Genomic DNA, 24770 nt, shown 5'->3' with positions numbered 1-24770 from the left:
TGATTGGGGGCACATGAACATCAACCGCAGGTTCGCGCTGGGGCTGGGCTCGGTCGCGGCGGCGAGCGCCGTGATCGGCTCGACCGCCGGCACGGCACAGGCGCAGACCACCGAGGCGGAGTGGGACGCGTTGATCCCGACGACGGCCGACCAGGCGCGGCGCAAGATCGCGTGGAAGTACTCGGCGCTGGTGTCGCGCGCGCGTGGCACGTGGTCGTCCTACATCGGCGTGGCCGACCCGGACGGCACGGTGAAGCCCGCCGTCGAGGCCGAGGCCGACCGCGTGGTCGAGGCGTACAGCGTGAACAAGATCGCCGTCGCGGTGGCCGTGCTGGACAAGGTCGACCGCGGCCTGATCACGCTGGACCAGCGGGTCGACGTCACGCAGGCCATCGTCATCCAGGACACCGACGGGATCTTCGGGCTGGACGGCGCGTACCCGAGCTCGGTGACGGTCGGGCACGCGCTGGCGGCGTTGCTGACGGTGTCGGACAACACGGCGGTGCGGCTGTGCGGCCTGGTCGTGCCCGCGTTGGAGCTGAACGAGATCCTGCGCTCGAAGGGTTTCGTGCACACGCAGGTCGTGCCGGTCGCCAACCCGAACCGGTTCTTCCTGGGCACCACCACGCCCCGGGAGACGTACACCCTGCTGCGCAGGCTCGCGGCCGGTGAGCTGCTGTCGGCGGCGTCGACCGAGCACCTGCTGAAGGTGCTGCGGTCGTTGACGTCGTTCACCGACGGGATCCGGCTCGACCTGTCGTCGGCCGAGCGGCTGAACGTGGCGACGAAGGCGGGCTGGTTCGAGGACGGCCGCAACGAGGCGGGCATCGTGTTCGACGCGGCGGGCAAGCCGATCATCACGTTCGCGCTGTTCGCGTCCGGCCAGTTCGCCGGTAACCAGGCCGCGAACGCCGACAACTACAGCGCGACCCACCCGGCGCTGCGGGCCCGCGCCGCCCTGGGCCGCACGCTGTACGACTCGGTCCTCCGCATCACCGCGAACACCCCGCGCACCTACCGCGCCCAGCCGTACCGCCCGAGCAACGGCGGCTGATCACGCACCGAAGCCCGCCCCCACGTGCTGCCGGGGGCGGGCTTCGTCGTGCACGGGTCAGCCGCCGTTGCCCCGCGCCGAGCCGACGGACGCCTCCGTCCGATCACCGACCCGCTGCCGGTCATCGGCGAGCAGACCGCCGTCGAGCGCCACGAGGTCGAGCGGGTGCTCGTGGAGGAACGTCATGAAGTCCGGCAGGTCGTACGCGTCGCCGACCGCCGCACTGACCTTCCGCAGCATCGTCCGCTTGGCGTCGATCTCCGCGCCCGGCGGGACGTGCACCACGAACACCGGCCTGGCCGGCTCCGACCCGAGGAGACCGTTCCGGCTCACCGCGTCGGGCAACCACTCCCGCACGAAGATCCGCGTGTCGTCGGGAAACGGGTAGACCTCGTGCACGGCTTCGTAGATGGCACGCACCATGGCGCTCTTCCGGTCCAGGTCGGCGCCGGTGGGCACGTCGAGGTATCCGACAGGCATGTCGTACTCCGTTCGGTTGGGTGAACACCACGATCGACGGCCGGTGAGACACCCTTATGTCACCGTTTCCGGAGTCCTTCACACGGGTTCTGTCGGTGGGCCCGGCTAGCGTCCGGGAGCATGAACCGCACGGATCGGCTGTACGCCATCGTGGAGGACCTGCGCGCGGTCTCGCCGCGCCGGCGCACCGCCCGCGAGCTGGCCGCCCGCTACGAGGTGAGCGTGCGCACCATCGCCCGGGACATCGGCGCGCTGACCCAGGCAGGCGTGCCGATCTACGCCGACACCGGGCGGCGCGGCGGCTACGCGGTCGACAAGGCCATGACCCTGCCGCCGCTGAACTTCACGCCCGCCGAGGCGACCGCCGTCGCCGTGGCCCTCGACCGCGCCGAGGGCACGCCGTTCGCCCACGCGGCGCGCAGCGCGATCCACAAGATCGTCACCGCGATGTCGTCGCGTGACGCCGCCGGCGCCCGCGCCCTGGCCGACCGGGTCCAGCTGCTCGACCGGCCGGCGGCCGAGCCGTCGTCGGTCCCCTCGGTGATCCAGGACGCCGTCGTCGACCGCCGCGTGCTGCGGCTCACCTACCTCGACCGCGACGGCGGCCGCACGGAGCGCGAGGTCGAGCCGGTGCGGTTCGCCACCGTGCGCGGGCGGTACTGGTACCTCGTCGGCTGGTGCCGGCTGCGCCAGGCCGAGCGGGCGTTCCGCGTCGACCGGATCGTGAACGCCGGAACGACCGGCGAACCCTCGCCCGCGCACCGCCACGAGGACTTCGCGCTCCGGACGTGCGACCTCGTCGACCGCACCCCGGCGCTCCCGTGAGTCGGGCGGTCAGCCGTTCTCGAGCCCGGCGAGGAACCTCCGCCACGGCCCGAGCTCGAACGACAGCGTCGGCCCGGCCGGGTTCTTGGAGTCGCGCGCGGCGAAGCCCTCACCCACCGGCGCCACTTCGACGCAGGATTGCCCCTCGTCGCTGAAGCTGCTCGTACGCCAAGCCGCGCCCGACAGATCCCCTTGCTGCATGGTTGCCCGAACCTCCTTGGTTCCTAGCCGGCGGCGATCTCGGCGATCAGCGCCACCGAGTCGTCAGGACTCTTGGCCACCGCCACCAGGTGATCGAACCGGTCCCGGAAGCGCTTGATGTCGGCGTCCGACTCCAAGAATGTCTCACCTGCCTGGCTGTCGATGTAGATCAGGTCGGTGTCCATGGGATCTCCGAAGTCCATGACGAGCATCTCGCCCGCCATCCCGGGGTGGGCACCCGAGCCGAACGGGATCACCTGGATCGTGATGTTCCGGGCTTTGGCCGCGTCGAGCAGGTGCTCGAGCTGGCCGCGCATGACGGCGGGACCGCCGACCGCGCGGCGCAGCGCGGCCTCGTCGATGACCGCCCAGAACTCGAGCGGCTGGTCCTTGGTGAGGAGCGCCTGTCGCTCCAGCCGAGTGCGAACGCGGTCCTCGACCCACTCCTCGGTCATCTCGTGGACGATCCCGCGGATCACCGCACGGGCGTAGTCCTCGGTCTGGAGCAGGCCCGGGACGAACATCCCCGCGAAGTTGCGGACGCGCTGCGCCTCGGCTTCGAAGCTGATGTAGGCGGTGTAGCCCTCGCGGAGCGTCTCGTGCCACGGGCGCATCCACCCCTCGCCCGCCGACTGCTTGTAGAGCGCCTTGAAGCGAAGCTGTTCGTCCGCCGGGACTCCGTACAGCTTGAGCAGCATGTCGAACGTCCGGTACTGGGGTCGGGACCGGGCCGTCTCGATGCGGTAGAGGGTGGTGGCGTGGAGTCCGGTCCGCTCCTCCACGTCCTCCCGGCGCAGGCCGGTGCTCTCGCGAAGTCTTCTGAGCTGACCGGCCAACCTGCGCAACCGGATGGTCGGCGTGCTCTTCTTCGCGGCCACGATGTCCAGTCCTCCTCAATGCTGCACGGCAATGCTGCACGGCGAATGCAAGGCCCTCTTTGCGTTTTTTGCGTTCCACGTCGGATGTGGGCAGCCTTGCGGGCAGTCACGGTATCGGCGACGGAGCGTAATCACCACCGCCTGGACCGGTGGGGCGAGAGGAGCGACATGACCGAGCAGGAGTTCGCCATGCTGGTGCACGAAGTGGCGCACGAGGAAGCGCCGCGGCTGTTCGCCATCGTGGAGGAGTACGGCGAGCAGGAAAGCGTCCGCGTGGCGGGCTACGGCGTCGCCTTCGAGGATCGGGCCGAGGTCAGCTCGGTGGAAGGCGGCTTCCACCTCAGCTCGCAGAGCGCGGAGAACGCACGCACCCTGTTCGAACTCAGCTCACGCTCGGCCGGCACGCGCCGCGCCCACGTCGTGTGGCTGGACGGGGCGGGGTCGGGTGTCGCCGGGTGACGTCGGATGGCGTGGTGCGACACGCCATCCGCCCGGTCAGGCGACTACTTCGACGGGACCTTCGGTATTTCCTGCGTCGGGCTCTCGTCCGGCGGCGGGTTCCGCGGGTCCTGGGGGTTCTTCTGGTCCGCGTTCGCCATGGCTGTTCCTCTCGTCGGTGACATGAGTGGTCGCAGGGCGGTCGGGGTGGGGGATGACCAGGACCGTGACGTCGTCACGGCTGCCGCGCGCGCGTGCCGCGGCGTGCAGCTCCTCGGCGCACCGCTGCGGGTCGTCGCCGTGGTCGAGGAGCAGGTCTCGCAGCTCCTCGTGGGGCAGTTTGAGGCCGTCGGACGCGAGGACCAGCAGTCGGGCCGTCGCCTCGAAGCCCTCGACGCCGTAGAGCGGGACGCGGCCCAGGTTGTGGCGCAGTTTGTGGTCGTGGGCCGAGGCTTCGGCGTCGGGCACGCCTTGTTGCCGCAACTCCTCGCCAAGGGTGTGCGGTGTCGTGAAGCGGTGCAGGGTGCCGTCGTCCTTGAGGCCGTACGCGGAGCTGTCGCCGGCGTGGGCGACGCGCCAGTACCCGCCCGCCCGCACCGAGGCCACGACGATCGCGCCGTTGGGCTGGACGTGGTCGGCCTCGTGGTCGGCATAGGGGATCGCGGCCGCGACGACGCCGAGCACGGGGGTCTCGCGGGCGGCCGTGCGGGCGGCGACGGAGGCGGCGACGCGGGCGAAGTCGGCGACCTCCGGGGTCGAGCCGGTGCCGTCCACCACCGCCGCCGCGAACGTGCCGCGGTACCAGTGCTGGGCGTGGGCATCGGCGTTGAGCGGGCGGTTCGGTCCCCGGGAGGTCGCCACGCCCACCTGGACGTGCACCACCGGGAGGCCGGCTGAGGTGGTCATGGGCGGATCCTCTCGCGGCGACGACCGCTCGGGCGTGACCGTAGAGCGGAAACCCCCGCCACCGCGCCGGAACCACCTGTCAGGGCCATCCGCACCACACGGCCGGGTGATCGAACCGGGCGCGAGCACCCATCGGCCCCGCCGGTCCAACAAACGCAACTTCCGAGTTGCACCTCAACTCGGGGCGGTGCGACCATTGGGTGCACGGCGGGGTTCCTCGCGGTCGACGGCGACCGGTCCCGGCTCCGCCGCCGAGGAAGCCCTCTTCGCGCCCGTCGACCACCGCGCACCCGGGAGAGATCATGGCCGGCCAGGACTTCAGCACCACCATCTCGACGGACCGGACGCCGCAGGAGGCGTTCGCCGCCGTCGTCGACCCCCGCGGCTGGTGGTCGGAGCACATCGACGGCGCCACGGCCGAGGTCGGCGACCAGTTCACCTACTACTACATGAACGACCACCGCTGCACGGTCGAGCTGACCGAGGTCGTGCCGGGCAGGCGGGTCGTCTGGCGGGTGCTGGACAACTTCTTCAGCTTCACCGCGGACCGCACCGAGTGGACCGGCACGGACATCGTCTTCGACATCTCGGAGACGCCCGAAGGGTCGCGGCTCCGGTTCACGCACGTCGGCCTGGTGCCCGAGTACGAGTGCTTCGACCTCTGCACGAAGTCGTGGGGCTTCTACGTCGCGGTCAGCCTGCGCGAGCTGATCACCACCGGCAAGGGACGCCCCAACATCAGGACGGCGGACGCCGACCTGAACCAGGCGCCGGTGAAGTCCGTCCTCGGCACGCGCGGAGCGGCGCGCTCCTGACCCGCCGGCGGCCGAACCGCTGACGATCCGTTCCCGGGTGTATCCGGAGGGCGACGCGAGCCTCCTGTAAGTCAGGGGGTGAACGATGACCGACCTGCTGCACCCGCGTGCGGACCGGCGGGAAGCGCGTCCTCCGTTGCGCCGGTCCCACGAGGTACAAGGGAACGTGCTGGCCGCGTTCAACAAAGACCACCAGTTGTTCCGGTTCGTCCGGTTCACCGACGACCAGCTGGGGCGCACCTGGCTCGCCGCCATGCTCGGGCACCTGAGCACCACCGCCGACGTGGAGGACTTCAACGAGGTCTTCTCCCTCGGCCGCACGATGTTCGGCAGCGACCCGGCGGGGCTCAACGCCACCTGGGCGAACGTGTCCCTCACGCCCGAGGGCCTGGTCGAGCTGAGCATCAACCCCGACGCGACGCGGGAAGACCTCCGGGAGCACTTCCCGCACACCGCCGAAGAAGCGGCGCGGGCCAACGGCGACACCGGCGACTCGGCGCCCGCGCACTGGCTCTTCGGCCGTGCGGACCAACGGGTCCACGCCGTGGTCACGGTCGCGTCCGACGACCCGACCCGCCTGGCCGGGACCGCGCGCGACCTGGACGTGCTCGACACCCTGCTCGGCGTGGCGATGGTCCACGAGCAGCGCGCCGCCACGCTCCCGGGTGACCGGCGCGGGCGCGAGCACTTCGGCTACAAGGACGGCATCTCGCAGCCCGGCGTGCGCGGCTTCCACCACGAGGACGCCGAACGGCCGGGTCACCGCTCGGGCCGGGCGGGCACGCTGCTGGTCAACGCGGGCGAGTTCGTCTTCGGCCACCCGGCCGAGTCCGCCCGCCCGCACGCCGCGGCGTGGCTGACGGACGGCTCCATCCAGGTGGTCCGCCGCCTCACCCAGGACGTCGACGGCTGGCAGGACGCCGTGGAGCGGCATGGCCGGGGGCCGGAGCTGATCGGCAGGCACCCGGACGGCCGCCCGCTGGCCACGAGCCTCGGCCACAACGACTTCGACTACTCCGACGACCCGGCGGGCACGGCGACGCCGTGCCCGGCCCACATCCGCAAGACGAACCCGAGGTCGTTCACCCACCGGACGCCCCGGGAGCACCGGATCCTGCGCCGGGGCATCCCGTTCGGCCCCGCCGGAACCGGTCCTGCCGAATCCGGTCCGACCGACGACGGCGAGCGCGGCCTGATGTTCGTGGCCCACTGCACGTCGTTGGCGGAGCAGTTCGAGCACATCCAGCGAACGTGGGCGCGCAACCCGGACTTCGCGCCGGGCGAGCGCGGCGCGCCCACCGGGGTGGACGCCGTGATCGGCGGCCACTTCGTGCGGACCACCGGCGCGCTGTACGCGCTGACGCCGTCGGTCAGCACCCTCAGACTGCTCGCCGCGGGTCGCGAGCTGCCCCGTTAAGGGGTGACGGGGAGTCGGTCGTGGCCGCCGTCCACGACCGGCTCCCAGCCCGATCCGTGCCGCCGCACCAGGTCCGCCGCGACCGCGTCGAACGGCCGCGCCCACACCTCCTCGTTGAACACCTCGACCTCCACGAACCCGTCGTACCCGGCCTCGGCGACGAGCGCGGTCAGCCCGACCAGGTCGATGTGCCCGTCACCGGGCAGGCCGCGGCCCAGCAGCACGTCGGCGGGCAGCGGCGTCACCCAGTCGCACACCTGGTAGGAGTGGATGCGCGGGCCGGCCCGCCGCACGTCGGCCGCCAACGCCGGGTCCCACCACACGTGCAGGGCGTCCACGACCACGCCGACCACCGACGACGGGTACGGCGCGGCCAGGTCCAGCGCCTGGCCCAACGTCGACACCACGCCGCGGTCGGCGCAGAACATCGGGTGCATCGCCTCCACGGCCAGCCGCACACCGGCCGCTTCCGCGTACGGCGCCAGCACCTCCAGCGCCGACGCGACGCGTCCCCGTGCCGCGACGAGGTCCCGGTCCGGCACGCCGCCGGGCACCAGCACCAGGCACTGCGCGCCCAGCGCGGCGGTCTCGTCGATGGCCCGCCGGTTGTCGTCCAGCCGCTGGTCGAGCCCGGTGAAGAACCCGCCGCGGCACAGCGACGACACCTCCAGCCCGGCCGACGCGACCAGCGCGGCCGTCCGCTCCAGCCCGTACTCGGCCACCGGGTCGCGCCACAGCCCGACCGCCGGGATCCCGTTGCGCACGCACACGTCGACCACCTCGGGCACGGACGCCCGCTTCACCGTGGCCTGGTTCAGCGAAAGCCTCACGTCAGCACGTCCAGGAGTCGTCCCCACCGCCGGGCGGCCAGGTCCGGGTCGGGCAGCAGCCCGGCCAGGTCCGCCAACCGCAGCGCCTCACCGAGGTGCACCACGTCCCGGGCCGACTGGAGCCCGCCGACCATGCCGAACGCGTCCTGGAACCCGCCGAGCCAGGCCAGGAACACCACACCGGTCTTGTAGTAGTACGTCGGCGCGCCGAAGATGTGCCGCGACAGCGCGACCGTCGGCGCCAGCACCTCGTCGTACCGGGCGCGATCGCCCGCGTCCAACGCCCGCAACGCGGTGGACGCGGCCGGCGCGATGGCGTCGAAGATGCCCAGCAACGCCTCGCTGTGCCCGTGCGTGTCGCCCGCGATCAGCTCCGGGTAGTTGAAGTCGTCGCCGGTGTAGCACCGCACGCCTTCGGGCAGCGCCCGCCGCAACCCGACCTCGTGCGAGGCGTCCAGCAGCGACACCTTCACCCCGTCGACCTTGTCCCGGTAGGTGTGGACCAGGTCCAGGAAGTGCCCGGTGGCCGTCGGGACGTCCGCCGAGCCCCAGTAGCCCTCCAGCGCCGGGTCGAACGCCGTGCCGAGCCAGTGCAGGATCACCGGCTGGTCGACTTCCTCCAGCAGCGTCCCGTAGACCTTCTGGTAGTCCTCGGGCCCGCGCGCGGCGGCGGCCAGCTTGCGGCTGCACATCAGGATCGGCTGCGCGCCCGCCTCCACGACGGCGGCCAACTGCTCTTGGTACGCCGTCAACGGGTCCGCGGTGTCGTGGTCGGTGCCGACGCCCGCCGCGAGCCTCCCGGACGCGATCGACGCGCTGCGCCGGATCAGCTCCAGCGCCGTGTCCCAGTCGAGGCCCATGCCGCGCTGCGCGGTGTCCATGGCCTCGGCGACGCCGAAACCGTGCTCCCACAAGCGCACCCGGTACGCCAGCGTGGCGTCCCAGTCGAGCACGGCGGGCGCGCCGGGGCCGTTGCCGCCGAACGGGTCCGCCACCACGTGCGCCGCCGCGAACGCGACCCGCGACTCGAACGGCCCGGTCTCCCAGGTCCGCGGAGGGCTCAGCCGGTGCTCGCGGAACGTGCCGTCCCGGCCGGGCAGCTGAACGGACGTCACGCCGGCACCTCGATCCGACGACCGGTGGCGGAGGACTCCAGGCCCAGCGCGGCCAGCCGCACCGTGCGCACCCCGGAGTGGAAGTCGTGCGCGAACGGCGCGTCGACGGCGACGTGCTTCAGGAACTCCTCCCACTGCACCATGAAGCCGTTCTCGAACACCTCGTTGTCCGGGACCTCCTGCCACAGCGAGCGGAAGTCGATGGACTGCGGCACGTCCGGGTCCCACACCGGCTTCGGCGTGATCGCCCGCGGCTGCACCTTGCAGTTGCGCAGCCCGGCCACCGCGCTGCCGTGCGTGCCGTCCACGTGGAACTCGACCAGCTCGTCGCGGTTCACCCGCGTCGTCCACGACGAGTTCACCTGCGCCACCACGCCGCCGGCCATCTCGAAGATCGCGTACGCCGCGTCGTCGGCCGTCGCCGCGTACGGCTCGCCGTTCTCGTCCCACCTCGTCGGCACGTGCGTGACGGCCCGCGCGGTCACCGCCTCGACCGGGCCGAGCAGCCCCTCCAGCAGGTAGCTCCAGTGGCAGAACATGTCCACCACGATCCCGCCGCCGTCCTCGGCGCGGTAGTTCCACGACGGGCGCTGCGCGGCCTGCCAGTCGCCCTCGAACACCCAGTAGCCGAACTCGCCGCGCACGGACAGCACGCGGCCGAAGAAGCCGCCGTCCAGCAGGCGCTTGAGCTTGCGGATGCCCGGCAGGTAGAGCTTGTCGGCCACCACGCCGTGCTTCACGCCCGCGGCGTCGGCGTGCCGGGCCAGCTCCAGCACCTCGTCGGGCGTGGCCGCGACCGGCTTCTCGCTGTAGACGTGCTTGCCCGCGTCGATCGCCGCGGTCAGCGCGGACACGTGCGCCGACGTCACCTGCGCGTCGAAGTAGACCGACACGTCCGGGTCGCCGAGGGCCGCGTCGAGGTCGGTGGTCCAGCGCGGCAGGTCGTGCCGCTCGGCGATCTCCTTCAGCTTGGCGGGGTTGCGGCCGACCAGCAGCGGCTCGGGGACCAGCACGTCGTCACCGATCCGGATCCCGCCGCGCTCGCGGAGGGCCAGGATCGACCGGACGAGGTGCTGTCGGTACCCCATCCGCCCCGTGACCCCGTTCAACGCGACGCCGATCGTGCGCACCGCCATGCGTACACCCCGCTCAAGTTCGTGGAAAGCGCTTTCCAACACGCTACGGTCGGCTCCTCGCGGACGTCAACCTCCGTGTGGGGTCGGCGACAGTCCGCGAGGAGCCTCCCGACCTCAGGCCCGGAGGCCGAGGTGGAGGCCGCCGCTGGCGTCGAGGACCTGGCCGGTGATCCACCGCGCGTCGTCGGAGGCGAGGAACGCGACGACGTCGGCCACGTCGTCGGCCCGGCCGAGGCGGTCGAGGGCGGTCTGGCCGGTGATGAACTCGGCCAGGCCCGGCGCCTCGAAGACGGCCGCGTTGTCGGTGGTCCTGGTGGCGCCGGGAGCGACCGCGTTGACCGTGATGCCGCGGCGGCCGAGGGCACTGGCCAGGGTGAACGTCATCGTCTCCAGCGCGGCTTTGCCCATGGCGAAGGACGTCTGGCCGGGGTTGGCCACCCTCGTGGCGACCGACGACACGTTGATGATCCGGCCGCCTTCGCGCATCAGCGGCAGCACCCGCTGAATGAGGAAGTACGGCGCCTTGACGTTGACCGCGAAGAGGTGGTCGAACCGCTCCGGGGTGTCCGTCCCGATCGGACCGGCCGGCGGCGCGGCGGCGTTGTTGACCAGGATGTCCAGCCCAGCCGACCCGTGCTCCAGGCCGGCCATCAGGGTGTCGACGTCACCGGCCACGCCCAGTTCGGCCCGGACCGCGAAGGCACGGCCGCCGGCCGCCCGGATCGCGGCGACCGTCTCGTCCGCCGCCGCCTCGCCGGTGCTGTAGTGCACGGCGACCTCCGCGCCGTCGGCGGCGAGGCGTTGGGCGATGGTCCGCCCGATGCCACGCGAAGCCCCGGTCACCACGGCCGCCTTGCCCGTCAGCTTGCCCATCTCGACTCTCCCCGGATGCGTTAGACACTCTCAACTTGTTAGAGAGTAGCTGAATGGTAGTCACTACCACCACGGTATCGTCTAACGCATGAGTGGAGCGCCGAACCTGCGCGAACGCCGGCGCGCGGAGACCCGGCGCCTGATCCAGTCGCGGGCGCTGCGGCTCTTCGTCGAGCACGGCTACGACGCGACCACCGTCAACGACGTCGCGCGTGCGTCCGAGGTCTCGCCGATGACCGTCTACCGGCACTTCCCGACCAAGGAAGACCTCGTCCTGCACGACCGGTACGACGACCTCCTCGCCGAACGGGTCGCGGCCCGGCCCGCCGACGAGCCCGTGGTGCTCAGGATCGGGCGGACGCTGGTCGACACGACCCGCGCCCTCGTCGGCACCGCCGGGGACGGCACGTCGCCGGAACGGGACCTGCTCCTCGCCCGCCTGCGGCTGATGGTCGACACGCCCGCCCTGCGCGCACGCCACCTGGACAGCCAGTACGCCACCCGGAAGGCCGTGGTCGACGCGCTGCTCGGCGACGCGCCGGACCCGGAGGCGGAGTTCCGCGCCCAGGTCGCGGCGGGCGCCTGCCTGGCCGCGATGCACGTCGCCCTGGTGCGCTGGGCCAGGGAGGACGGGCGTCCGGACCTGCCCGGCCTGGTCGCCGCCGCGCTCGGCGCCGCCTTCGACGACGACTTCGGCTGACCGCCGGCCGCCCGGCCTGGTGAACTCGCGTCCACCGGGCGGGGCGCAACGGCTAGTCTCGCCCGACCAGGAACGCGAAGGAGGCGGCGTTGACGTCGCGGCAGGTCACGCTGGCGGAAGTGGCGAAGCACGCGGGTGTGTCGCTCGCGACCGCGTCACGCGTCCTCAACGGCAGCACCCGGCAGGTCAGCGAGGAGCTGCGCGAACGGGTCCTCGGCACCGCGCGCAAGCTCGGCTACCTGCCCAACGCCTCGGCGCAGGCGCTGGCGCGCAACTCCAGCGTGCTGGTGGGCCTGGTGGTGCACGACATCGCCGACCCCTACTTCTCCAGCATCGCCGCCGGCGTGACGCGGATCGCGGAGGACGCCGGGCTGGTCGTGGTGCTCGGCACCACGGGCCGCGACCCGCGCCGCGAGGTCGAGCTGGTGAACACGCTGCGCGCGCACCGGGCCCGTGCCCTGGTGATCGCGGGCAGCCGCACCACCGACCGGTCGGCGTCACGGCTGCTGGCCGAGGAGATCACCGCGTTCACCGCGCAGGGCGGCCGGGTGGCGTGCGTCTCCCAGGCCAAGCTCGGCACGGACACCGTCGTGCCCGCGAACCGCTCCGGCGCGCGGGCGCTGGCCCGCAGGCTCGCCGGGCTCGGCCACCGCAAGTTCGCCGTGCTGGCCGGTCCGCCGGACCTGCTGGTGGCCCGTGACCGGCTGGCCGGGTTCAAGGCGGGCCTCGCCGACGAGGGGCTGGAGCTGCCCGACTCGAACGTCATCGCCAGCGGCTTCACCCGCGACGGCGGGCACGCGGCCGTGGCCGACCTGATCGCCGCCCGCACCGGCGCGACCTGCGTGTTCGCCGCGAACGACGTGATGGCGCTCGGCGCGATGGCGGGCTTGCGCGACCACGGCCTGCGGGTGCCGGAGGACGTCTCGGTCGCCGGGTTCGACGACATCCCCACCCTGCGCGACCTGGTGCCCGCGCTGAGCACCGTGCGGCTGCCGTTGGAGGAGATGGGCGAGCGCGCGGCACGGCTCGTGCTGGACGACGTGGTGGCCTCACCCCGCACGGTCCGGGTGGCGGGCGAGGTCGTGCTGCGGGCGTCCACGTCACCTCCCAGCGGTATCGGACTGCGCTGACCGGTGATTACGCTCTATTCTGGACACCGTTCGACCACCCCTCACGAGGAGTGATCCCTTCCGTGCGCGACGCGCAGTCCCCGGGCTGCAGTACCGAGCCGGGTCCGATACCCGGCTGCCAGCCCCGCCCGGCCCACCCCCGGTGGGCCCGATGACCATCCTGTTCAGCGTGCTCGGCCTCGCCGCCGTGGTGGTCCTCACCATCGGCACGTTCATCGCGGTCGCCGCCGAGTTCTCCCTCACCGCGCTGGAACGCAGCACCATCGAGGCGCACGTCGCCCAGGTGGGCGACGCCAAGGCGCACACCGTGGAGAAGGCGCACCGGTCCCTGTCGTTCCAGCTCTCCGGCTCGCAGCTGGCGATCACCATCACCACGCTGATCACCGGTTACATCGCCGAGCCCACCATCGCCCAGCTCATCTCCCCCGCGTTGACCGGTGTCGGCGTGCCCGCGTCGGCGGCCGGTCCGATCGCGCTGACGCTGGCGCTGGCCGTGGCCACGTCGCTGTCGATGGTGTTCGGCGAGCTGGTGCCGAAGAACCTGGCCATCGCCAAGCCGCTGGAGACGGCACGTGCCGTCGCGGGCGTGCAGGCCGGGTTCTCCGCGGTGTTCAAGTGGCTGATCACCCTGCTCAACGGCACCGCGAACTGGCTGGTGCGCAGGCTCGGCGTGGAGCCCGCGGAGGAGCTGGCGTCGGCCCGCTCGCCGCAGGAGCTGGGCGCGCTGATCCGCTCCAGTGCCGAGCAGGGCACCCTCGACCCGAGCACGGCGACCCTGCTGGACCGCTCGCTGCGGTTCGGCGACCGCACGGCGGAGGAGCTGATGACGCCGCGCGTGCGGGTCGAGTCGCTGCGCGCGGACGCGACCGTGCTCGACCTGGTGGCGAAGGCGCGGGAGACCGGGTTCTCCCGGTTCCCGGTCTACACCGGCGACCTGGACGAGGTGCGCGGCATCGTGCACGTCAAGCAGGCGTTCGGGGTGCCCCGGTCGCAGCGGGCGACCACGCCGGTGTCGGCGCTGACCAGGCCGGTGCAGACGGTGCCCGGCACGTTGGAGGGCGACGCGCTGCTCGACCGGCTGCGCGCCTCGGGCCTGCAGACGGCGCTGGTCGTCGACGAGTACGGCGGCACGGCGGGCCTCGTCACGCTGGAGGACCTGGTCGAGGAGATCGTCGGCGACGTGCGCGACGAGCACGACCGTCGGGAGACCTCCCCGGTGCGGCAGCTCGGCGGTGAAGCGTGGCTGGTGTCGGGGCTGCTGCGCGACGACGAGATCGCCGAGGCCACCGGGTTCCGGATGCCCGAGGGCGACTACGAGACCGTGGCGGGCCTGGTGCTGTCCCGGCTGGGCCGCATCCCCGACGCGGGTGACGAGATCCGGGTGGACGACTGGCGGATCACCGTGGTGCAGATGGACCGGCACCGGGTGGCCGAGCTGCGGGTCGCCCGGGTCGACCCCGCGGCGGACCCGGCGCCTTCCGACCACTTGGGGATGTCGCGATGATCGTGCTGGTGATCGTGCTGCTGCTGGCCGGCAACGCGTTCTTCGTGGGCGCCGAGTTCGCCATCATCACCGCCCGCCGCGACCGGCTGGAGGCGTTGGCCGAGCAGGGCAGCAGCCGGGCCCGCACGGTGATCAAGGCGGGCCGCGAGCTGCCGCTGCTCATCGCGGGCGCGCAGCTCGGCATCACGCTGTGCTCGCTCGGCCTCGGCGCGCTGGGCGAGCCCGCGGTGGCGGCGATGCTGGAGGCGCCGTTCCACGGCGTCGGCATCCCGGACGCGGTGCGGCACGGCGTGGCGTTCGCGCTGGCGCTGATCATCGTGGTGGCGCTGCACACCGTGCTGGGCGAGATGGTGCCGAAGAACCTGGCCATCGCCGGTCCGGAGCGCACCGCGCTGCTGCTGGTGCCCGCGCACTACTGGTTCTGCCGGCTGGTCGCGCCGCTGCTGCGCGGGTTCACCGTGGTGTCGACGGCGGTGCTGAAGCTCGTCGGCGTGACGCCGAGGGACGAGATGGAGTCCGCCTACACCCGCGACGAGCTGGCCCTGCTGATCGGGCAGTCGCGGCAGGAGGGCCTGCTGGAGGACTCCGAGCACCGGCGGCTGACGCAGACCCTGTCGTCGGCCGAGCGGACCGTCGCCGACGTGCTGGTGCCGTTGGACCGGATCACGTCGGTGCCGTCGCGGCCGACCATGGAGGAGGTGGAGGCCGCCGTGTCGGCCACCGGCTTCTCCCGGTTCCCGGTGCGCGAGGACGACCGGCTGATCGGCTACCTGCACGTGAAGGACGTGCTGGACCTGGCGGGCGCCGACCCGTCGACGCGGGTGCCGCCGAGCCGGGTGCGCGGCCTGCCGCGGGTGCCGGTGGACGCGAGCCTGGACGACGCGGTGGCGTCGCTGCGGCGCTCGCAGAGCCACCTGGCGCAGGCCGTGTCGGCCGACGGCGTCGTGCGCGGTCTGGTGGCGTTGGAGGACCTGGTCGAGGAGTACGTCGGCACCGTCCGCGACGGCACGCACGTCCGCCGCGAGCTGTGAACGGGGTGGCGCGGGTGTCGTAATTCCGGCACCCGCGCCACCGTCGTCCGCCTAGGGTCTTCGTCGTGATCAACGACCGCTTCGAGATCGTCGAGGCGACCACCCGCATGGCGTGGTTCGCCGACCGCCGGGACTGGGACGCCCTGCTCACCGTGTTCGCCGACGAGGTGGACCTCGACTACACCAGCCTCACCGGCGGCGAGCCCGCCCGGCTCAAGGCCACCGACATCGTCGCCGGGTGGCGCGCCGGGCTCGGCGGCCTCGACGCGACGCAGCACCTCGTGTCCAACCACCTGGTCGACGTCGACGGCGACCGGGCCGTGGCCACCGCCCAGTTCCAGGCCGTGCACGTGCTGGCGAACCCGCACGGCGAGCCGACCTGGACCCTGGGCGGCCACTACCGCTTCGGCCTCGTGCGCGCCGAGGGCGGCTGGCTCATCGACGCGGTCACCATGACCACGACGTGGGCCGCCGGCAACCAGCACATCATGACGCCGGCCGCACAGCGGGCAGGCTGAGGAACTCCCGCTCGGCGGGCAGTTCCGCCAGCGGCGGCACGCTGACCAGCTCGAGGTCCCGGTCGGCGGCGCGGTCGAGGGCCGCCACGATCCACGCCTCGAAGTCGGCGTTGGCGGCCATCGCGGCCCGCCGCCACCGGTCCACCGCGTCGCCGTCCGCGTTGACCCGCGGCATCACCACCCGCGCCGACGACCGCGAGCCGGGGTCGCGGCTCTCCCGCAACGCCCGCCGCAGCGCCGTGCGCGACCAGCCCTCCCGCTGCGCCCGGTCGAGCCACTCGTCCTGCTCGGCGGGCGGCAGCGCGGCCACCTCCGCGTGGTGCTGGAACGGCAGCCCCTGGCGGCGGCGCGACGCCTCGAACTTGCGCGCGATCCACGCGTAGTTGCGCAACGTCTGGTAGTCGAGCCCCACAGCTTCGACCGCCCGACGGTACCTGTCGGTGTACCTGTCCTGCCCGAAGACCAGCCAGTCGCCCAAGTACCACGCCGACGAGCTGGCGATGCGGGAGATCCGCTGCCCCGCCTGCTCCCACGACTCGAACGTGACGTCCCGCGGGAACGCCAGCCCCACCGGCGTGGTGAGGATCCGGCCTTCGACCGCGCCGCCGGGACGATGGCGCGGCACTGCGTTCACCTTGTCCACTTGCTCCCCCTGATCCGCTTGTGGGTCCTTGCTACTCCAGGGGGCCTCACACACCGGTCAACTTCCGCTCACACCCGCGAACCCGATCCGGCCCGACGGCGGATAACAGGTGACCGCCCTTCACCGGGAACCAGCCGGAAAGGCCACCATGACACCCACCGACGCCGAGATCATCGACCGGTCGCGGCACGAGCCGGACGCCTTCGCGGCGATCTTCGACCGGCACGCGCCGCACATCCGGCGGTACCTCGAGCGCAGGCTCGGCGCCCAGGTCGCGGACGACCTCGTGGCCGAGACGTTCCTCGCCGCGTTCGACAAGCGGCAGCGCTACGACCGGGCCAGACCGGACGCCCGGCCGTGGCTGTACGGCATCGCGACGAACCTCGTCGGACAGCACCGCAGGCACGAGGCACACCGCTACCGGGACCGCGCGGCGGACACCGACGAGCACGACCACGCGGACCGCGTCGCCGCCGAGGTGACCGCGTGGGCCGTGCGGTCGCGGCTGGCGGGCGCGCTCGACGGGCTGTCCGCCGAGGACCGCGACGTGCTGCTGCTCGTGGCGGCCGTCGCCGTGACGATCAGCCTGATCGCGTTCGGCCAGGTGCCGTCCGACGGGCGGGCCGCGGCCACGCCGCCGGCTTCGGCACAGCCGGTGACCGACGCGGTGCGGCTGCTCAACCACGCCGCCCGGATCGCCCGCGCCGACCCCACCTCCCCGCCCCGGCCCGACCAGTTCGTGTACCAGCGGATCGAGCAGGCGGACGGGAACTGGAGGGAGTCCTGGCTGTCGGTCGACGGCACCCGCGACGGGGTGTACGTCGACCACGACGGCCGCGAGCGGGACGTCCCGGGGTGCCGGGACGGGCAGGCGGCGGTGCTCGAGGACTTCAAGATCGTGTCCGGCGCCACGCAGCCGTGCATGCCGAACCCGGCGTACCTGTCCCGCCTGCCGACCGACGTGGATGCCATGGTCGCCTACATGAACGCGGCCGAGGAAGGCACGCCGATCAGCTACTCGCCCAGGATGCTCGTGTGGAGCCACGGCATGTACGTACCGCCGCTCTCCAGGGCCGCGCTGTACGAGGCACTCGCCCGGGAGCCTCGGCTCCAGGTGGTGCCGGACGCCCGGGACGGCGCCGGACGTCGAGGGCTCGGCATCACCCTCTCCACGCCCAGGTCGGGGAGCGATGATCTACGGGACAGGGCGCTCGTGTTCGACCCGGACACCTTCGAACTGCTCGGTTTCGGCTCGTACGCGATTACCGCGCAGAGCTTCGTGGACCAGCCGAGGCAGCGGCCGTGACCGCGGGGTGGGACCGGTCCGCCGGCGCGCGGCCGGTCCCACCCGACTACGGTTGGTCACGTGGATCCGCGTGAGGATGACGACGACGAGGACGACTTCGACCCGGAAGAGGACGAGGACGGGTTCGACGACGATGACGTCGAGGACGAGGACGACCTGTTCGGCGTGACCTCCGAACCCCGCACCATCTGCCACCTGTGCGGCGGGGCGGGGTTCATCGCCAACCCGACGTCCGCGGTGATCGGGGGCGCTCCGCGAACCGTCGACAACGGCCGCGAGTGCCCGCACTGCGTCGGCGCGCGCAAGTTCCCGGGCCTGATCCCCCCACTCTGACACCACCCCGCGCGGCGCGGCCCGTGGGCGTCACCGGGTGGCCGCCGCCAGTTCCGCCTCCCGGAACGCCCGCGGTGAGAGGCCGAGCCACGCGGTGGTCAGGGCGCCGAGCTGGATCAGCGCGGCCATCACCCACACCGCGCGCAGCCCGAACCCCGCCGCCACGAACCCGCCCGCCAGAGCGCCCAGCGGCGTCAGCCCCCAAGCCAGCGCACGGTGGCTGGTGAGCACCCGGCCGAGCAGCGCGGGCGGTGTGAAGCGCTGCCGGCTGGACTGCGAGCAGACGTTCCACACCATCACGGTCGCCGACTGGGCGAACATCACCACCCCGACCGCCCACGCCCACGGCGGCAGCACGGCGAACAACGCGATGGTCACCACCATCCCGACCTGGGCCAGCCGCATCGACCACGCGTACCCGAGCCGGTCGACCACCCGGCCGACCACGAACGACGACACCACCCACCCGGCCGCCAGCACCGCCTGCATCACGCCGTAGCCGACCGCGCCCAGCCCCAGCAGCTCCTTCACGTACAGCACGAACATCGCCATCGTCGCGGCCGCCGCGAACGACCCGAGCCCCACCGCCACCGTGATCGACAGCAGCAGCCGCGTGGCGACCAGGAACCTCAGCCCGTCCCCGATGTCGCGCAACGGGTGCTTGGTCGACGGCGTCACCGGAGCCGACGTCAGCCCCCGGACCAGCGCCAACGCCACCAGCGCGGCCACGAAGGCCACCCATGCGGGCGTGCCGAGGCCGAACGCCACGAGGAAGCCCGCCACCGGCGGCACCACGAACTGCACCACGCCCCGGTCGAGCACCATCAGCCGCGTGTTCGCCGCCGGCAGCCGGCCCGGCTCCACCACCTCCGGCACCAGCGCGCCCGTCGTGCCGTCGCCGAGCACCTGCGCCGACGTCACCACGAACGCCAGGACCACCAGCAGCGGCAGGCTCAACGCGTCGGTCACACCCGCCACGGCGAGCGCCAACGCCGCGCACCCCTGCACCGCGTACGCCGACGCCAGCACCACCCGCCGCCGCACCCGGTCGATCAACACGCCCGCGAACAGCGAGAACACCAGCCACGGCGACTGGCCGACCACGTTGACCAGCGACAGCTGCCGCGGGTCGGAGGTGATCGTCGCCGCGATCCACGGCAGCACCGACAACATCAGGCCTTCGGCCACCGAACCGGACACCACGACGGCCTGCAGCCGCACCCACCCCCTGGACATGGTCCACACCCTGCCAACTAGGGCCGGCGCCCCTGGACGTTTTAGCGTGGACTGAACTCATGGCTCTCCGCTTCGCCGTCTCACCGCTCTGGGAGACGATCGCCGGCCTGCGCGTGCTGGCCGCCCCCAGCCTCTCCCCGGTGCACCAGCGCTGGATCGCGTGGGCCGAACGACGCCTGCTCGGCCTGGGCGAGGACCGGTCCCTGCTGCACGTCCTGGTGACCAGACCGGTGGTGCCGGAGTTCCTGATCCCGACGCCGGGCGTGCGGTCCGAGCGCGTCGGGGTCGAGATCGACGCCGTGGCCAAGGCGGGCCCGGAGCGGATCGCGGCGGCCGTCGACGACCCCCGCCTGCTCGCCGACCCGCCCCGGGCCATCGCCGCCATGCAGGAACGGCTGCACGCCGTGCACGACGCGATCATCGCGCCGATCTGGCCACGGCTGGAGGGCGTCCTCCAGGGCGACGTGGAGCGGCGCGGACGGCGGATGGTCGAAGCGGGCGGGCCGACGGTGCTGGCCGAACTGCACCCGGACGTGTCGTACCGGAACCCGCACCTCACCGTGGCCGACCGGACCGTCGACATCGGCGAGCGGGACCTCGTGCTGGTGCCGTCAGCGTTCACCTGGCCACACTCCTACCTCCGCGACAGCCCGGTCCGCCTCGCGCTGTGCTACCCGGCGCACGGCTTCGGCTCCCTGTGGGAGCGGTCGGACGCGCCGACGCACGACGCGCTGGCCCGCCTGGTCGGCCAGACCCGTGCCCGACTGCTGTGCGAGCTGGAACGCCCCAGCACGGTCACCGAGCTGGCGACCCGGCTCGGCGTGACGGTGGGCGCGGTGTCGCAGCACCTCGGCGTGCTGCGGGCGGCCGGTCTCGCGGTCAGCCGCCGTGAAGGGCGTGAGGTGGTGTCGCTGCGCACCGGGCTCGGACTGGCCCTCGTCCAGGGCGAAGTACCCTGATGTCTTGTGGGGGTCGTTTTGTCGCAATCCGAGTGGACCGCGCGCCGTGACGCGCACGCGGCCCGGATGCGACGGTGGACGGCGCCGCACCACGAGCGCAAGGCCACCGGCCGCAAGCACCCGGTGCTGGACTTCATGTTCTCCTACTACTCGCACCGCCCGTCACGGCTGGAGCGCTGGCACCCCGGCCCCGGCGTGGTCCTCGAAGGCGACGCCGCGCTCGCCTACCTGAAGTGGCCCGTCTACCGGCGCACCCCCGACGGCGTGACGCTGGACGTCGAGGCGTTCGCGCGGGAACGGGCCAACACGATCGAGTTCGCCGGACGGCTGCTGACCGCGACCGCGGGCCGCGCGCCCCGGCTCGGCTGCTTCGGGCTGCACGAGTGGGCGATGGTCTACCGGCAGCGGCCGGAGCAGGTGCGGCACGACGCGTGGCCGTTGCGGCTGGGCAGCGAGGGCACCGACCGGGTGGTGGAGTCGCAGCGGGTGCAGTGCGGGCACTTCGACGCGTTCCGCTTCTTCACCCCCGAGGCACGGCCGCGCAACGCCGTGCAGCCGACCCGCGAGACCCAGGTCGAGCTGGAGCAGCCGGGCTGCCTGCACGCGAACATGGACCTGTTCAAGTGGGCCTACAAGCTGGACCCGGCGACACCGTCGGAGCTGGTCGCGGACTGCTTCGAGCTGGCCGTGGCGATCCGCGAGCTGGACATGCGGGCCAGCCCGTACGACCTGGCCGACCTCGGCTACGAGCCGGTGCCGATCGAGACCGCCGAGGGCCGCGCCGAGTACGTCCGGCGGCAGAGCGCGTTCGCCGAGGCCGCCACGCCGCTGAGAGCCAGGCTGATCGAGCTGAGCCGGGTGCTCGCCGCGGCGCCCGTCGCCGCTCGATGACCTGGAGTGACTTCACCCGATCCGCCGTCGCCACCTGTTAGCGTGGCGCCGGTCGGGATTCGCCAGCCGTATCCGGTCGGACGCTGAGAGGGAAGACGATGTCTCGACACCGCGCGCTGCGGACGAAGGTGCGGCGCGGCATCGCGACGTGGCCCGTGGCCATCGTCGGCTTGGTGGTCCTCATCGTGCTCGGGTGGCTCGGCTGGAGCTGGGTCGGCGGGCTCGTGGAACGCCGTGCCGCGGCGCAGGCGGGCGACTGCAACGAGGGCGAGGCGCTGCTCAGGGTCGCTTCGACGCCGAGCGTCGCCGAGGCGGTCAAGCAGGTCGCCGAGGCGTGGAGCAGGCAGCGGCCCGTCGTCTACGACCACTGCATCCAGGTCGAGGTGCAGGCGATCGACTCCGAGGTCGTGCTCCAGGGCCTCACCCAGGGCTGGGACACCGCCAAGATCGGCGAGCGCCCGCACGCGTGGGTCACCGACTCGATGCTGTGGGCCAACCGGCTCGGCGCGCAGAACGCCGCCCTGCTCGGCGCCGTGCCCGAGTCGATCGCGGCCAGCCCGGTGCTGCTCGCCCTGCACCAGGACGCGGCGCAGGCGGTGCAGTCGGGCGCCGGGTTCCGCTGGACCGACCTGCCCGACCTGACGGGCGCGGCGGAGGGCTGGGGCCGGTTCGGCCACGCCGAGTGGGGCCGGTTCACCGTGGCCATGCCCGACCCGACGGCGAACACGGCCACCGCGATGGCGGTGCAGTCGGCGCTGGCCGGGGCGAGCCCCGAGGGCAAGGGCCCGGTCACCACCGAGATGCTGGCGCTGGAACCGGTGAAGAGCACGATGAGCCGGCTGTCGTCGTCCAAGCCCGAGCAGACGCCCGCGAGCACGTGGGAGGCGTTGAAGCTGCTGTCCGACGGCACGGCGGTGAACGCGGCCGGGTTCAGCGCGGTGCCGGTGTTCGAGGTGGACCTGTACCGGCACAACACCGGCAAGGACAGCGGCACGCCGCCGTCACAGCCCCTGTACGGGGTGGCGGCGGGCGGGCCGACGCCGATCGCGGACTTCCCGTTCGTGCCCCTGGCGGGTGACTGGGTCGGCGAGGCCCAGGTGCGCGCGGCGCAGGCGTTCCGGGAGTTCCTGCGCGAGCCGGACCAGCAGAAGATCCTGGCCGGCGCGGGACTGCGGGTCGAGGCGACGACCGAGCGGCCCAAGCCGTCGCCCGGCATCCGCTGGGCCGCCGTCACGGACACGCTCACGCCCGCCGACGCCAACACCACGCAGCAGATCTCGGCCGCGTGGGCGACCGCGGACGGCGGCCAGGTGGTCACCGTGCTGGTGGACACGTCGAAGTCGATGGAGGAGCCCGGCGGCGAGGGCCGCAGCCGGATGGAGTGGGTGAAGCAGGCGCTGTCCGGGCAGGTCAACCGGTCGGTGTCCGGGTCGCTCGGGCTGTGGGAGTTCTCCCGGCAGCTCGACGGCGACAAGCCGTACCGGCAGCTCGTGGCCACCGGCCCGGTCGCCACCCAGCGGCAGGCGCTGCTGGACGGCGTGGCCGCGCTGGAGCCGCGGAGCGCGACCCAGCTCTACAGCAGCGTGCTCGCGCTGTACGAGCGGATGCTGGCCGACTACCAGGACGGCAAGCGCAACCGGATCGTGGTGCTGACGGACGGCGTGAACGACGGCGGGCTGACGTTCGAGGAGCTGACGTCGCGGCTCGCGTCGGCCAAGCAGCCGGGCAAGGACATCGCGATCAGCGTCATCGCGCTCGGCCCCGACCCGGAACGCGCGCCGCTGTCGGAGCTGGCCCGGTCCACCGGCGGCACGCTGTCGGTGGTCGAGGACGGCCGCGGCGTGGACGCCGCCCTCGGCCAGCTGCTGTCCGCGGACTAGCAACCCGTCACTCCTGAACCGTCACGCGTGGACGGTCACGCCTGGACGGTCACGACGACCTTGCCGCGGGCGTGGCCGTCGCCGACGTGCCGGACGGCCCGCGCGGCGTCGTTCAGCGGCCAGGTGCGGCCGACCACGGTCCTGAGCTGCCCGGACTCCGCCAGGCCCGCCAGCACTTCCAGGTCGGCGCGCGTGGTCCGGGCGAGCAGCGGCGCCAGGCGACGGCGGGTGAACGGCCGGATCACCTCGGCCTTGACCCGGTGCCGGGCCCCGCCGAGCCACTTGCCGCCCGTCCCGCTGTTCGGCATGAGCACGCCGGTGGGCGTGAGCAGGCGCAGCAGCGCGGAGAACGGGTGGTTCATCACGTGGTCGAGGATCGCGTCGTACCGCTCGTCGGTGCGGGTGAAGTCCTCGCGCGAGTAGTCCACCACGTGGTCCGCGCCCAGTTCCCGCACCAGGTCGACGTTGTTCGGGCCGCACACCGCGGTCACCTCCGCGCCCATCGCCTTCGCGATCTGCACGGCGTACGTGCCGATGCCGCCGGACGAGCCGTTGACCAGCAGCCGCTGCCCCGCGGCGAGCCGTCCGGCGTCCCGCAGCATCATCACCGCGGTGACCCCGGCCAGCGGCACGCCCGCGGCCTCCTCGAACGTCATGCCCGCGGGTTTCGCGGCGAGCCGGTCCTCGTCGGCGCACGCGTACTCGGCGAACGTGCCCGTGCCCTCGCCGAACACCTCGTCGCCCGGCTTGAACCGGGTGACGGCCGCGCCGACGGCCTCCACGACGCCGGCGACGTCCGTGCCGGGAACGCTCCGCTTGGGCGTGCGCACCCCGTAGCCCGCCAGCCGGATGACGTACGGGATGCCGGTCATGATGAACCAGTCGGCGATGTTCACCCCCGCCGCGTGCACGCGCACCAGCACCTGCCGCTCGCCCGGCTCGGGCCGGTCGACCTCCCGGAACTCCAGCACGTCGTCCGGCTCGCCGTACCTGTCCTGCACGATCGCCTTCATGGTCACTCCACCGTTCTGAGGATGTGCTCGACGGACGCGGTGCGGGTGCGCAGGTCGGCCAGGTCGGCCGCGGTGCGCTGCTGCACGTCGAGGGTGTTCTCGGCCAGCTGCTCGTAGCGGCGCACGAGTTGGCGCAGCCCTTCGGCCTGCGCGGCGTCGATCTTCGACTTGCGGGTCTCGACGAAGTTGTTGATCAGGAACATCACGAACACGAGCGTCAGGAACAGCACGCCGACCGCGAACACGGCGGAGGGCCAGGTCATCTGGTCGAGGGTCATCGCGAAGGCTCCTCTCGGGCCGGACCGCGTGGCGAGTCCGTGGTGGTCAGGGTGGCGGCGGCCGCGGCGAGCAGCGCCGGGGTCAGCCGCAGGTCGAAGTCCGCGACCTCGAAGTACTTCATGGCCTTGCCGTCCTCGGACAGTTCGAGGCTGCCGACGACCAGCCCGGCCGCCTCCAGCCGTTGCAGGTGCATGTGCAGCAGCGGCCGGCTGACCCCGATCACCCGGGCGAGGTTGCTCACGTAGTCGCGACCGCCCGCCAGGGTGGCCACGATGCGCAGCCGCAACGGGTTGGACAGCGCGGCCAGCACCTCGACCAGCTGGTCACCGGTCGGTGAGGTGCCGGGGCCTGTCATGGCACTCCTTCACGTGTAAGAACT

The 24770-nt window shown here is 72.6% G+C and carries 28 protein-coding genes; 15 read left to right on the top strand and 13 right to left on the bottom strand.

Annotation, left to right across the window (positions count from 1 at the left end; all coding sequences use genetic code 11):
* Positions 1-13 precede the first annotated feature (13 nt).
* Positions 14-1054 (top strand): serine hydrolase, encoded by a 1041-nt coding sequence (locus tag ADK67_RS35225; protein ID WP_157621142.1) that lies wholly within the window; start codon positions 14-16, stop codon positions 1052-1054.
* A gap of 57 nt (positions 1055-1111) precedes the next feature.
* Here ADK67_RS35225 and ADK67_RS35220 read toward each other — a convergent pair whose 3' ends face one another.
* Complete coding sequence (locus ADK67_RS35220) at positions 1112-1534, bottom strand: hypothetical protein (protein WP_053720884.1); 423 nt, start codon at positions 1532-1534, stop codon at positions 1112-1114.
* A gap of 120 nt (positions 1535-1654) precedes the next feature.
* Here ADK67_RS35220 and ADK67_RS35215 point away from each other — a divergent pair, with 120 nt between their 5' ends.
* The gene (locus ADK67_RS35215; RefSeq protein ID WP_053720883.1) at positions 1655-2359 is read left to right on the top strand and encodes a helix-turn-helix transcriptional regulator; all 705 of its coding nucleotides are present in this window, start codon (positions 1655-1657) and stop codon (positions 2357-2359) included.
* 9 nt (positions 2360-2368) lie between these two features.
* Here ADK67_RS35215 and ADK67_RS35210 read toward each other — a convergent pair whose 3' ends face one another.
* Positions 2369-2560, bottom strand: coding sequence for a DUF397 domain-containing protein (locus ADK67_RS35210; protein WP_053720882.1), 192 nt, complete (start codon positions 2558-2560; stop codon positions 2369-2371).
* Positions 2561-2583: 23 nt separating this feature from the next.
* Positions 2584-3438, bottom strand: a complete 855-nt coding sequence (locus ADK67_RS35205; protein ID WP_063797835.1) for a helix-turn-helix domain-containing protein — start codon at positions 3436-3438, stop codon at positions 2584-2586.
* Positions 3439-3606: 168 nt separating this feature from the next.
* Here ADK67_RS35205 and ADK67_RS35200 point away from each other — a divergent pair, with 168 nt between their 5' ends.
* A complete protein-coding gene (locus ADK67_RS35200; protein WP_053720881.1) occupies positions 3607-3897 on the top strand; it encodes a hypothetical protein in 291 nt (96 codons plus the stop codon).
* Between the two features lie 36 nt (positions 3898-3933).
* On the opposite strand, the gene ADK67_RS35195 is transcribed toward ADK67_RS35200, so the two are convergent.
* On the bottom strand, positions 3934-4782 hold the full coding sequence (locus tag ADK67_RS35195) for a PP2C family protein-serine/threonine phosphatase (protein ID WP_053720880.1): 849 nt from the start codon (positions 4780-4782) through the stop codon (positions 3934-3936).
* Between the two features lie 302 nt (positions 4783-5084).
* On the opposite strand from ADK67_RS35195, the gene ADK67_RS35190 reads away from it, so the two are divergent.
* Both ADK67_RS35190 and ADK67_RS35185 read left to right on the top strand, forming a co-directional pair.
* A complete protein-coding gene (locus ADK67_RS35190) occupies positions 5085-5597 on the top strand; it encodes an SRPBCC family protein (RefSeq protein ID WP_053720879.1) in 513 nt (170 codons plus the stop codon).
* Positions 5598-5682: 85 nt separating this feature from the next.
* Positions 5683-7014, top strand: coding sequence for a Dyp-type peroxidase (locus ADK67_RS35185; RefSeq protein WP_053720878.1), 1332 nt, complete (start codon positions 5683-5685; stop codon positions 7012-7014).
* Here the strand turns inward: ADK67_RS35185 and ADK67_RS35180 are convergent.
* The 4 genes from ADK67_RS35180 to ADK67_RS35165 all read right to left on the bottom strand — a co-directional run bounded on the left by ADK67_RS35180 (position 7011) and on the right by ADK67_RS35165 (position 10968).
* A complete protein-coding gene (locus ADK67_RS35180) occupies positions 7011-7844 on the bottom strand; it encodes a sugar phosphate isomerase/epimerase family protein (protein ID WP_231648497.1) in 834 nt (277 codons plus the stop codon). The two genes, ADK67_RS35185 and ADK67_RS35180, sit on opposite strands and share 4 nt — an antisense overlap.
* Entirely contained in the window at positions 7841-8959 is a 1119-nt protein-coding gene (locus ADK67_RS35175) for a dihydrodipicolinate synthase family protein (RefSeq protein ID WP_053720877.1), read from the bottom strand. Before ADK67_RS35175 ends, ADK67_RS35180 begins: the two co-directional genes overlap by 4 nt.
* Entirely contained in the window at positions 8956-10095 is a 1140-nt protein-coding gene (locus tag ADK67_RS35170) for a Gfo/Idh/MocA family protein (RefSeq protein WP_053720876.1), read from the bottom strand. Before ADK67_RS35170 ends, ADK67_RS35175 begins: the two co-directional genes overlap by 4 nt.
* A 114-nt stretch (positions 10096-10209) precedes the next feature.
* On the bottom strand, positions 10210-10968 hold the full coding sequence (locus ADK67_RS35165; RefSeq protein ID WP_053720875.1) for an SDR family NAD(P)-dependent oxidoreductase: 759 nt from the start codon (positions 10966-10968) through the stop codon (positions 10210-10212).
* Between the two features lie 88 nt (positions 10969-11056).
* On the opposite strand from ADK67_RS35165, the gene ADK67_RS35160 reads away from it, so the two are divergent.
* The 5 genes from ADK67_RS35160 (at position 11057) to ADK67_RS35140 (ending at position 15851) form a co-directional block, all read left to right on the top strand.
* Positions 11057-11668, top strand: coding sequence for a TetR/AcrR family transcriptional regulator (locus tag ADK67_RS35160; protein ID WP_053720874.1), 612 nt, complete (start codon positions 11057-11059; stop codon positions 11666-11668).
* 89 nt (positions 11669-11757) lie between these two features.
* Complete coding sequence (locus ADK67_RS35155) at positions 11758-12798, top strand: LacI family DNA-binding transcriptional regulator (protein WP_053720873.1); 1041 nt, start codon at positions 11758-11760, stop codon at positions 12796-12798.
* Between the two features lie 151 nt (positions 12799-12949).
* Positions 12950-14302 carry a hemolysin family protein gene (locus ADK67_RS35150; protein WP_053720872.1) on the top strand — a complete coding sequence of 451 codons (1353 nt, stop codon included), beginning with the start codon at positions 12950-12952 and terminating at the stop codon, positions 14300-14302.
* Positions 14299-15333, top strand: a complete 1035-nt coding sequence (locus ADK67_RS35145) for a hemolysin family protein (RefSeq protein ID WP_053720871.1) — start codon at positions 14299-14301, stop codon at positions 15331-15333. Before ADK67_RS35150 ends, ADK67_RS35145 begins: the two co-directional genes overlap by 4 nt.
* A gap of 65 nt (positions 15334-15398) precedes the next feature.
* Positions 15399-15851 (top strand): nuclear transport factor 2 family protein, encoded by a 453-nt coding sequence (locus ADK67_RS35140; RefSeq protein ID WP_197289766.1) that lies wholly within the window; start codon positions 15399-15401, stop codon positions 15849-15851.
* Here ADK67_RS35140 and ADK67_RS35135 read toward each other — a convergent pair.
* Entirely contained in the window at positions 15820-16476 is a 657-nt protein-coding gene (locus ADK67_RS35135; protein WP_231648496.1) for an LmbU family transcriptional regulator, read from the bottom strand. The two genes, ADK67_RS35140 and ADK67_RS35135, sit on opposite strands and share 32 nt — an antisense overlap.
* Positions 16477-16642: 166 nt before the next feature.
* On the opposite strand from ADK67_RS35135, the gene ADK67_RS52900 reads away from it, so the two are divergent.
* The gene (locus ADK67_RS52900) at positions 16643-17800 is read left to right on the top strand and encodes a CU044_5270 family protein (protein WP_197289764.1); all 1158 of its coding nucleotides are present in this window, start codon (positions 16643-16645) and stop codon (positions 17798-17800) included.
* Between the two features lie 60 nt (positions 17801-17860).
* On the top strand, positions 17861-18133 hold the full coding sequence (locus tag ADK67_RS35125; RefSeq protein ID WP_053720870.1) for a hypothetical protein: 273 nt from the start codon (positions 17861-17863) through the stop codon (positions 18131-18133).
* A 30-nt stretch (positions 18134-18163) separates the two neighbouring features.
* Here ADK67_RS35125 and ADK67_RS35120 read toward each other — a convergent pair whose 3' ends face one another.
* Positions 18164-19369 (bottom strand): MFS transporter, encoded by a 1206-nt coding sequence (locus ADK67_RS35120; protein ID WP_053720869.1) that lies wholly within the window; start codon positions 19367-19369, stop codon positions 18164-18166.
* A gap of 59 nt (positions 19370-19428) precedes the next feature.
* Between ADK67_RS35120 and ADK67_RS35115 the strand changes: the two genes are divergently transcribed.
* From ADK67_RS35115 to ADK67_RS35105, 3 genes are all read left to right on the top strand, one after another.
* Entirely contained in the window at positions 19429-20328 is a 900-nt protein-coding gene (locus ADK67_RS35115) for an ArsR/SmtB family transcription factor (protein ID WP_053720868.1), read from the top strand.
* A 66-nt stretch (positions 20329-20394) separates the two neighbouring features.
* Positions 20395-21219: a 3-methyladenine DNA glycosylase gene (locus tag ADK67_RS35110; protein ID WP_231648503.1), complete on the top strand. Its 825-nt coding sequence runs from the start codon at positions 20395-20397 to the stop codon at positions 21217-21219.
* A gap of 98 nt (positions 21220-21317) precedes the next feature.
* Entirely contained in the window at positions 21318-23099 is a 1782-nt protein-coding gene (locus ADK67_RS35105; RefSeq protein ID WP_053720866.1) for a substrate-binding domain-containing protein, read from the top strand.
* Positions 23100-23134: 35 nt separating this feature from the next.
* Here the strand turns inward: ADK67_RS35105 and ADK67_RS35100 are convergent, their stop codons facing one another.
* Genes ADK67_RS35100 through ADK67_RS35090 form a run of 3 tightly spaced genes read right to left on the bottom strand, consistent with a single transcriptional unit; the run spans position 23135 to position 24746 of the window.
* Complete coding sequence (locus tag ADK67_RS35100; RefSeq protein ID WP_053720865.1) at positions 23135-24112, bottom strand: NAD(P)-dependent alcohol dehydrogenase; 978 nt, start codon at positions 24110-24112, stop codon at positions 23135-23137.
* A gap of 2 nt (positions 24113-24114) precedes the next feature.
* Complete coding sequence (locus ADK67_RS35095) at positions 24115-24390, bottom strand: hypothetical protein (protein WP_197289763.1); 276 nt, start codon at positions 24388-24390, stop codon at positions 24115-24117.
* Positions 24387-24746 (bottom strand): ArsR/SmtB family transcription factor, encoded by a 360-nt coding sequence (locus ADK67_RS35090; RefSeq protein WP_053720864.1) that lies wholly within the window; start codon positions 24744-24746, stop codon positions 24387-24389. The genes ADK67_RS35095 and ADK67_RS35090 overlap by 4 nt, the downstream gene beginning before the upstream one ends.
* Positions 24747-24770: the final 24 nt, after the last annotated feature.

The sequence above is a fragment of the Saccharothrix sp. NRRL B-16348 genome (genome assembly GCF_001280085.1).
GTDB lineage: Bacteria > Actinomycetota > Actinomycetes > Mycobacteriales > Pseudonocardiaceae > Actinosynnema.
Note: the sequence above shows the minus strand (reverse complement) of the source record. Positions and strands in the feature narration are given on the sequence as shown.

What these genes read in the sequence shown, in the direction of transcription:
- ADK67_RS35200 (WP_053720881.1), top strand. Translation starts at nt 3,607, where the DNA reads ATGACCGAGCAGGAGTTCGCCATGCTGGTGCACGAAGTGGCGCACGAG.
- ADK67_RS52900 (WP_197289764.1), top strand. Translation starts at nt 16,643, where the DNA reads ATGACACCCACCGACGCCGAGATCATCGACCGGTCGCGGCACGAGCCG.
- ADK67_RS35165 (WP_053720875.1), bottom strand. Translation starts at nt 10,968, where the DNA reads ATGGGCAAGCTGACGGGCAAGGCGGCCGTGGTGACCGGGGCTTCGCGT.
- ADK67_RS35120 (WP_053720869.1), bottom strand. Translation starts at nt 19,369, where the DNA reads ATGTCCAGGGGGTGGGTGCGGCTGCAGGCCGTCGTGGTGTCCGGTTCG.
- ADK67_RS35225 (WP_157621142.1), top strand. Translation starts at nt 14, where the DNA reads ATGAACATCAACCGCAGGTTCGCGCTGGGGCTGGGCTCGGTCGCGGCG.
- ADK67_RS35105 (WP_053720866.1), top strand. Translation starts at nt 21,318, where the DNA reads ATGTCTCGACACCGCGCGCTGCGGACGAAGGTGCGGCGCGGCATCGCG.
- ADK67_RS35170 (WP_053720876.1), bottom strand. Translation starts at nt 10,095, where the DNA reads ATGGCGGTGCGCACGATCGGCGTCGCGTTGAACGGGGTCACGGGGCGG.
- ADK67_RS35095 (WP_197289763.1), bottom strand. Translation starts at nt 24,390, where the DNA reads ATGACCCTCGACCAGATGACCTGGCCCTCCGCCGTGTTCGCGGTCGGC.
- ADK67_RS35190 (WP_053720879.1), top strand. Translation starts at nt 5,085, where the DNA reads ATGGCCGGCCAGGACTTCAGCACCACCATCTCGACGGACCGGACGCCG.
- ADK67_RS35185 (WP_053720878.1), top strand. Translation starts at nt 5,683, where the DNA reads ATGACCGACCTGCTGCACCCGCGTGCGGACCGGCGGGAAGCGCGTCCT.
- ADK67_RS35160 (WP_053720874.1), top strand. Translation starts at nt 11,057, where the DNA reads ATGAGTGGAGCGCCGAACCTGCGCGAACGCCGGCGCGCGGAGACCCGG.
- ADK67_RS35215 (WP_053720883.1), top strand. Translation starts at nt 1,655, where the DNA reads ATGAACCGCACGGATCGGCTGTACGCCATCGTGGAGGACCTGCGCGCG.
- ADK67_RS35145 (WP_053720871.1), top strand. Translation starts at nt 14,299, where the DNA reads ATGATCGTGCTGGTGATCGTGCTGCTGCTGGCCGGCAACGCGTTCTTC.
- ADK67_RS35110 (WP_231648503.1), top strand. Translation starts at nt 20,395, where the DNA reads ATGCGACGGTGGACGGCGCCGCACCACGAGCGCAAGGCCACCGGCCGC.
- ADK67_RS35150 (WP_053720872.1), top strand. Translation starts at nt 12,950, where the DNA reads ATGACCATCCTGTTCAGCGTGCTCGGCCTCGCCGCCGTGGTGGTCCTC.
- ADK67_RS35220 (WP_053720884.1), bottom strand. Translation starts at nt 1,534, where the DNA reads ATGCCTGTCGGATACCTCGACGTGCCCACCGGCGCCGACCTGGACCGG.
- ADK67_RS35115 (WP_053720868.1), top strand. Translation starts at nt 19,429, where the DNA reads ATGGCTCTCCGCTTCGCCGTCTCACCGCTCTGGGAGACGATCGCCGGC.
- ADK67_RS35195 (WP_053720880.1), bottom strand. Translation starts at nt 4,782, where the DNA reads ATGACCACCTCAGCCGGCCTCCCGGTGGTGCACGTCCAGGTGGGCGTG.
- ADK67_RS35210 (WP_053720882.1), bottom strand. Translation starts at nt 2,560, where the DNA reads ATGCAGCAAGGGGATCTGTCGGGCGCGGCTTGGCGTACGAGCAGCTTC.
- ADK67_RS35090 (WP_053720864.1), bottom strand. Translation starts at nt 24,746, where the DNA reads ATGACAGGCCCCGGCACCTCACCGACCGGTGACCAGCTGGTCGAGGTG.
- ADK67_RS35100 (WP_053720865.1), bottom strand. Translation starts at nt 24,112, where the DNA reads ATGAAGGCGATCGTGCAGGACAGGTACGGCGAGCCGGACGACGTGCTG.